This is a genomic window from Flavobacterium sp. (assembly GCF_040379285.1).
Classification (GTDB): Bacteria; Bacteroidota; Bacteroidia; order Flavobacteriales; family Flavobacteriaceae; genus Flavobacterium.
The window spans coordinates 1-5,548 of sequence record NZ_JBEILJ010000087.1; the positions used below are offsets into that span (position 1 = coordinate 1).

Here is a 5,548-nt window from a genome sequence, read left to right on the forward strand (position 1 = left end):
GCGCCAACAGAATGTGTATTATGACGATTTAATCGCGGGGAATGTTTTGCGAACGGTGGTTGTCACGCCAGTAGCGCCCAACGGTTTTCAAACGTATATGAAGTCTATCGGGAAATTGGGAGGTCAAAACAAACTTCCGCGCTTAAGTAACGATCGCACGATTGCCGATCAATTGCCTTTGTTATGAAAAAAATACTATTCCTACTTGTAATTCCTGTAGTTGCCCTGGCCCAAGTCAAAGGTGTGGTCAAAGATAGCCTTTCGGGGCAGCCTATTCCGTATGTAACCCTTTGGGTAGAAGGCGAACAAATGGCTGCTACCACTGAATTTGATGGCACCTACGAATTACCTTCCCTCAGTTTGGGAAAAACCATTGTGTTTTCCTCGGTGGGTTATACCAAAAAACGAGTGACCGCCGAACACGCTCAAACGGTTCTTTTATCGCCCGAGGAATACCTTTTGGAGGAAGTAGTGATTGCGGGTCAAAAAAACACGAAGCTGCTCGAAATAGGCATTCGAAAAAAATCGATTTATCAAGCTTTTGATAATGGTCCTAAAATAGAGACCAAGTTTTTCCCGTATTTGCAAGCCTACGCAAAAACAAAGTATATTAAAAAAGTTCGCCTTCAAACCGATTGCCGTATAGAAGATGCGCTGGTCAAACTTCATTTTTTTGCCGTAGATGAAAAGGGAGCGCCCGGAGTGAAGTTGCTCAAAAAAGACCTTTTGGTTACGGTAAAAAAGGGAGTGATGCACACCACGGTCGATGTATCTGATTGGAATTTGGTGATGCCCAAAAACGGACTCTTTGTTGGATTTGAAAAGTTGTTAATTGAACGGAATAAGGAGGAAAAAATCATTGTCGACCCCAATTCAGGAACAACCCGTATCCAGCGAAAATATTATCCTTTTTTGTTGTATGCCTATATAGAAGTCCCTTTTCAATGGACGTACCAAGAGGGCGAGTGGCAGAAAAAGGCTCCAAGCGATACGAACGATCCGTCGGCAACACTGATGATACTCGAACCGTCCATTTCCCTGATTCTGTCCAACTAAATCCAAAATCATTACCTTTGCGAGTTAGTAAAACCTATTGAATGAAAGAAATTAAAAACATTTCGCGCTCCAGAGCGCAAGAGTCCTCGGCAGCTATCGAGCGACTGTACATTACCATGCGTCACCTTTTTAACCGAGGTTTTTATAAACCGATGGGGGTATCGGGTGACACCTTACGAGAAGCATTGCTTCAACTTCGCCCCGAAATTTATGGCAGTATTGCCGAAGAAAAAGTAGAATTAAACGGATTATTGTATGTAATTGAGCGTTTGCCGATTGGTATTGAAGAGTGCCGGTACATCAATTTAACTTCCGATGAAGGGTATTCCAAATCGCATTTCAAAGCCATCATTCCTCCCAAACGTCGTCGCAATTGTTACCGTATTGACGCCGAACAAATGAATGTAGAAATCACCCGCGGACGTTCCGATATTTATGATATTTTAACCCATTTGACTTTTATTTTTATCGAATCGCATAAAATCAAAGATCGGGTATTGTTGGATGAGTTTGAAGTTGAGGTTACCCGCGATTGGAAGAAATTGGAACAAGCGGTACTTCAGGGAAAAAAGTTAACTCAGATTGAAAAAGAAGTTGCCATTTCTCATGCGGCGAATATATTAGGACGAAGTTTTTCAGAAGTATTGGCCATTTACGATGCCTTTGCCATTCCTGAAAAACCCGATCGTTTTTTACATGTGATTTATTGGCTGGGAAAATTGGCCATCGAAGAAGCAGTAGATAACAACAAGCGTACGATTACGTTTAGTCCCATTTTGCGGGAACGTTTGGGGCACCACATTCACGGAGAGATTTGGGCCAATACTATCAAACAAACGTTGGATGACAACGGATTGATTCAGCGTCCTATCCATATTATCAGTGCCAATATGCACAGTGTCATGAATTCGATTTATGCGCAAACGGTTATCGGAAGTAAGTACAAAGAGCAATCGGAATATGCTATTTATGAAGATTTGAGTGCTTCCGAAAACAAGGAACTCCGTAAAAAAGTGGAAGAATATGCCTTGAAAAATGGTATGATTTCGCTACCCGATACCTCAGGAACCAATATTGATGTTCAAGTCTTTGATACCTCAAAAATAGATTGGAAAAAATCCAATTTCCCAAACGTAAAATTTAAAGGGGAGGCGCCCGTGATTATTGTTATGGATTATGCCTTTGGGGAGCAAGCTTTTGAAACTATTGACGAATTGTTGAAACCCTATAAATCGGGGAAAGAGAAGCTTTTCTTGAATGTAGAATCGGTTTCAATTATGGGTAAGGCTGGAATCTTGGAAGGCGGCAAAGGCGATATTATGATTCCGAATGCCCACATCAACGAGGGTACGGCAGACAACTATCCTTTTGACAATGAGTTGACCAAAGAACTGTTTGAAGGCCATGGAATACCCGTGTATGCGGGACCGATGATTACGGTTTTGGGAACTTCCTTACAGAACAAAGATTTATTGAAATTTTTCCACGAGTCGACTTGGGGCGCTATCGGTTTGGAGATGGAAGGCGCGTATTACCAAAAAGCCATTCAGTCGGCATCGCGCATACGCAAAAGCATTAACCCTAATGTCAAAGTTCGATATGCCTACTACGCATCCGATAATCCTTTGGAGACGGGAAGCACACTGGCTTCTGGAGGATTAGGAACCACAGGAGTGAAGCCTACGTATTTGATTACAATTAAAATTTTAGAACAACTTTTTAACTAATAACCGCATGAGTACAACACCGCAATCTCCGGCAGAGAGAGAAATTGATTTGTTTGAAATGAAAGATGGCTTGGGTAATTTTTCTTCAGGCATTATGAAACGATTGTTTCAATTTGTCTCTTTTTTTATTAATAACCGTAAGTTTTTAATTGCATTATTTGGTATTGGGGTTGTATTGGGCGCTGTTGCAGATTACTTTATGAAGTCGTATTCTACACAGGTAATCGTCACGCCCAATTTTGGTAGTAATGATTATTTGTACTCTAAAGTTGAATTGTTGAATTCGAAAATAGTACAAGGCGATACGCTTTTTTTAAAGAATATGGTCGGAATACAAGAGCCTAAAAAAGTTGCTGAAATTTCTGTAAAACCAATAACCGATGTATATCGTTTCATAGAAAATCGTCCCGATAATTTTGAACTGATTCGTTTAATGTCGGAAGATGCTGATATTAAAAAAATTATTGAAGATAATGTAACGAGTAAAAACTATCCGTACCACCAAATTCTGGTAACTTCGGCAAAGCCTATCGATAAAAAGAAAGTGGTAGATCCAATCTTAAATTATATAAATGCGTCCGAGTATTTCAAAAAAATACAGGCGATAAACATTCAAAATGTCAAAAATAAAATTGTGGCCAATGATTTAATTATTAAACAGATTGATGGTGTTTTAAATGGATTTTCTCAAAATGTAAACGGAAATCAAAAAAGCGATAAGTTGATTTATTTCAACGAAAACACCCAGTTGAATGACATTATAAAGTCTAAAAATGATTTGGTTATTGAACAAGGAAACCACAAAATTGAGTTGGTTAATTATGAGAAAATTGTCAAAGAGATTAACACTTCTTTGAACCTCAAAAACACCAAAGGAATCAATGGAAAAATGAAGTTTATTTTCCCGTTACTTTTTGTGTTTTTCTTCACAGGATATCGATTTTTTAAAATGGTTTATTTAACGCAAAAAAATAAATTATGAAAGGCATTATACTCGCCGGTGGATCTGGCACACGATTACACCCCTTGACGTTGGCCGTTTCCAAACAACTTATGCCCATTTACGATAAGCCGATGATTTATTATCCGCTTTCTACCTTGATGTGGTCGGGGATTCGCGAAATATTAATCATTTCGACTCCACATGATTTGCCATTGTTTCAACAATTGTTGGGCGATGGATCGCGTTTGGGTTGTCGTTTTGAGTATGCCGTTCAAGAACACCCCAATGGTTTGGCAGAGGCCTTCATTATTGGTAAAGAATTTGTTGGAAATGATAAAGTAGCTTTGATTTTAGGCGACAATATATTTTACGGAACGGGATTAGCCGAATTGTTACAAGCGAATAATAATCCCGAAGGAGGAATCATTTATGCGTATCATGTGCAAGATCCCGAACGCTATGGAGTAGTTGATTTTGACAAAGAAGGGAATGTACTTTCAATTGAAGAAAAGCCGTCTCAACCTAAGTCAAATTATGCTGTTCCAGGAATTTATTTTTATGACAATTCTGTTCTCGAAATTGCTGCCAACATACAACCTAGTCCGAGAGGTGAACTAGAAATCACCGATGTTAACAAAGAATACTTAAAACAAGGAAATTTAAAAGTCAGTATTTTAGACCGCGGTACGGCGTGGTTGGATACAGGTACGTTTCCTTCCTTAATGCAAGCAGGTCAATTCGTTCAAGTGATTGAAGAACGCCAAGGATTAAAGATTGGCGCAATTGAAGAAGCGGCATTCAAAATGGGTTACATCGATGCCAAACAGTTAGAAACAATTGCACAACCGCTATTAAAAAGCGGATACGGTGTACATTTAATATCTTTATTAGAGCGGTAGTATGCAGTGTTTTGAAACGGAATTGAGCGGAGCTTTTGTTATCGAACCCAAAATCATTCAAGATGAAAGGGGTTATTTCATGGAGAGTTTCAATGCAAATGAATTCAAAGAAAAAACAGGTCTTTCAGTTCAATTTGTACAAGACAATCAATCCTATTCCTCTAAAGGTGTTTTACGCGGGTTACACTACCAATGTGGCGAACAGGCACAAGCTAAATTAGTGCGGGTTTTGCAAGGTGAAGTGTGGGATGTAGCTGTTGATATTCGGCCTAATTCTCCTACCTATGGAAAACATGTGGGTGTTTATTTAAGCGGGGAAAATCAAAAACAGTTTTTTATCCCTCGCGGATTTGCCCATGGATTTTTGGTATTGAGTGATACGGCCACTTTCTTCTATAAATGTGATAATTTTTATCTTAGAGAAAGCGAAGGAGGAATTGCTTATAATGACCCCGAATTAGGAATCGATTGGCCTATGGACCAAGAATCGTTACTTATTTCGGAAAAAGACAAAACACTCCCTAATTTAATTAACGCCCGAAAAGTATGGTAGTTTTAGTTACCGGAGCAGCAGGACAGTTGGGGCAATCGTTGCAACAGGTAGCACAAAGTTATCCCGGCATCGAATGGGTATTCTGCGACTCAACGCAACTTGATATTGCTTCAACGGCTTCGATTACAGCGGTTTTTTCTAAAGTTAAACCCCATTATTGTATCAATGCAGCAGCATATACGGCAGTTGACAAAGCGGAATCCGAACCGGATAAAGCGTATTTAATTAACGCTACGGGTCCGGAGTATTTGGCTAAGGCGTGTTCCGAATTCGGGACCACTTTAGTACACATATCTACGGATTTCGTTTTTGACGGTACCCAAAACACGCCCTATACGGAAACCGACCCAACCGCTCCACTCGGCGTTTA

General features: G+C 39.7%; 6 protein-coding genes and 1 pseudogene. All 7 read left to right on the forward strand.

Annotated elements, in window-relative coordinates; translation table 11 throughout:
* Positions 1–187 (forward strand): annotated as a pseudogene (locus ABWO12_RS11950) (hypothetical protein); the annotation flags it as partial.
* The gene (locus tag ABWO12_RS11955; RefSeq protein ID WP_353089238.1) at positions 184–1,056 is read left to right on the forward strand and encodes a carboxypeptidase-like regulatory domain-containing protein; all 873 of its coding nucleotides are present in this window, start codon (positions 184–186) and stop codon (positions 1,054–1,056) included. The pseudogene ABWO12_RS11950 and the gene ABWO12_RS11955, both read left to right, overlap by 4 nt.
* Positions 1,057–1,097: 41 nt before the next feature.
* A complete protein-coding gene (locus ABWO12_RS11960; RefSeq protein WP_353089239.1) occupies positions 1,098–2,783 on the forward strand; it encodes a DUF6909 family protein in 1,686 nt (561 codons plus the stop codon).
* Positions 2,784–2,790: 7 nt separating this feature from the next.
* Positions 2,791–3,765, forward strand: coding sequence for a hypothetical protein (locus tag ABWO12_RS11965; protein ID WP_353089240.1), 975 nt, complete (start codon positions 2,791–2,793; stop codon positions 3,763–3,765).
* Entirely contained in the window at positions 3,762–4,625 is an 864-nt protein-coding gene (gene rfbA, locus ABWO12_RS11970; protein ID WP_353089241.1) for a glucose-1-phosphate thymidylyltransferase RfbA, read from the forward strand. Before ABWO12_RS11965 ends, rfbA begins: the two co-directional genes overlap by 4 nt.
* Before the next feature lies 1 nt (position 4,626).
* Positions 4,627–5,178 carry a dTDP-4-dehydrorhamnose 3,5-epimerase gene (gene rfbC, locus ABWO12_RS11975; RefSeq protein WP_353089243.1) on the forward strand — a complete coding sequence of 184 codons (552 nt, stop codon included), beginning with the start codon at positions 4,627–4,629 and terminating at the stop codon, positions 5,176–5,178.
* Positions 5,172–5,548 (forward strand): SDR family oxidoreductase (locus ABWO12_RS11980; protein WP_353089245.1); only part of this gene is annotated, 377 nt, incomplete at its 3' end. The genes rfbC and ABWO12_RS11980, both read left to right, overlap by 7 nt.